We start from the raw sequence: 1,998 nt of genomic DNA, 5'->3' as shown, positions 1-1,998 counted from the left end.
AATCGAATGAAACATGAAGCAGTGCAGCTGAGCAAGGAGGTCGAGGCGCCAAGGAGTGCGGAGCGGAATGTACGGAGTACATGAGCACCGTAAGCGACGCGGGCACGCCGCTCAGATGTGCTGCGTTGAAGCGCCGATGGTAGTTAGGGGCGCCCCCTGTGAGAGTAGGACGTCGCTTCGCAACAATGAACCGCTGAGTATTCAGCATTTTTTTATATGTGCATCTAATACACAACAATTTGGTGATGAAAATTCACTACAGGCTTGGAAGTAAGAACTGTTAACGAAAGATAATGATATCCGTGATGGCACAAACTCTTGAACTGACGCATAGAAAATAGCAGAAAAACTTTATGGTCTTTACTGCAAGTATCCTGTCAAAATAAATACTAAAAGTTACTTGCTTTTAACAAATATTCTCAATGATTAAATTATGCCGTGGTGTAATTAATCATATTGGCACAAATACGCTATTAATCGTAATAAACTAATTGGGGAATTGTGGATGTATCCATTACATTAACAGGTGAATTTTTTGGTGTGAAAGAGGGAGGCATTTTAATGCGACCCAACTTGACCATTAGAATATATGTAAAGCCTGCGGATATTCCAGAATCTATTGAAGTTGATATTTCGGATTTAACTATTGGTAGCTCCATTACAGTGGGGGGCTATTCGAAAGCAAGTTAGTTTTAAAATTCTTTCAGAAGATGATTATATACTTGCCACAGTTTTGTCTCCAAAAGTCGAAGAAGATGCTAAAGAGGCGATTAATCAGTAATAAAATTTAGAGTTATAGAGCTGGCAACAAGGCAGATTACTAACTGCGTTTTTTGCTAGATTTTTTGATTTTATTAGAAGACTCTTTTTGTAAGATGCTTCCGATTTGTTTTTAAAATAAACCCGCATATAGTAATATTTTAAGATTGGCACACCTACAATAAAGTAGGAGGAGAATAATGCTAATTGATGGGGTTTTCTCTGGTGGAGGCTTGAAGGGATTTGCATTAGTTGGCGCATATCAAGTTTTAGAGGAAAAAAATTATCGCTTTAAGCGTGTGGCAGGCACAAGTGCAGGAGCAATTATGGCAGCATTTATTGCAGCGGGCTATAACGCAAGAGAAATAGAGGAACTATTAGATGAATTAAATTTAGTGACACTTTTAGATAAGCGTAAGGCAGTATTTAATTTTCCGTTTTTGAAATGGCTGAATGTATATCGACATATGGGAATATACCGGGGTGTAGCACTGGAAAAATGGTTTTATCGAAAATTAGCAGATCGAAACATTTATACATTTTCTGATTTACCACCAGGAACTTTGAAGGTCGTTGCTTCAGATTTATCGAATGGAAAAATGATTGTACTGCCAGATGATTTGGTTAACTATGGAATTGATGCTAATCGCTTTCCAGTGGCACGTGCTTTGCGTATGAGCTGCAGTATCCCATTCTTTTTTGAACCTGTCATTTTAAAGATGAGAAATAAGGAATCTGTTATCGTAGATGGTGGTGTATTGAGCAATTTTCCTTTTTGGATATTTGATAATCGCAATGGTAAAAGGATGCGACCTTTGCTTGGAATTAAACTTAGTTCACGCGCTGAACACCAGCAACCGCGCCAGATAAATAATGGACTACAGTTATTTGAGTCTCTTTTTGCAACAATGAAGGACGCACATGATCAACGTTATATATCACGTAGACATGAACGAGATATTATGTTTATTCCTGTAGAAGAATATAGTGCAACACAATTTGCTATAGATGATGAAACAAAAGAGGAGCTCATTACGATTGGGAGAACTCGAGCACAGCAATTTTTAATGAGCTGGCCCAAAATACGCCTCTTTTAAATAAGAGGTGTATTTTTATAAAAAACTATTGTCAATGATAATAAATAATGCTATTATATTAAATGTCGATAAGATAATTTAATAAATTGGTCCCGTGGTGTAGCGGTTAACATGCCTGCCTGTCACGCAGGAGATCGCCGGT

Annotated in this window: 2 protein-coding genes; both read left to right on the top strand. The window is 37.7% G+C overall.

Translation table 11 applies throughout. From position 1 onward, the window contains the following. Nucleotides 1–501 precede the first annotated feature (501 nt). Entirely contained in the window at nt 502–690 is a 189-nt protein-coding gene (locus C9J34_RS21080) for a hypothetical protein (protein WP_193769135.1), read from the top strand. 269 nt (nt 691–959) lie between these two features. Next, a complete protein-coding gene (locus C9J34_RS21075) occupies nt 960–1,856 on the top strand; it encodes a patatin-like phospholipase family protein (protein WP_107842124.1) in 897 nt (298 codons plus the stop codon). The last annotated feature ends 142 nt before the right edge of the window (nt 1,857–1,998 follow it).

Source organism: Metasolibacillus meyeri, from assembly GCF_003049505.1.
Taxonomy (GTDB): domain Bacteria; phylum Bacillota; class Bacilli; order Bacillales_A; family Planococcaceae; genus Metasolibacillus; species Metasolibacillus meyeri.
This window is presented reverse-complemented; position numbering and strand designations above follow the sequence as displayed.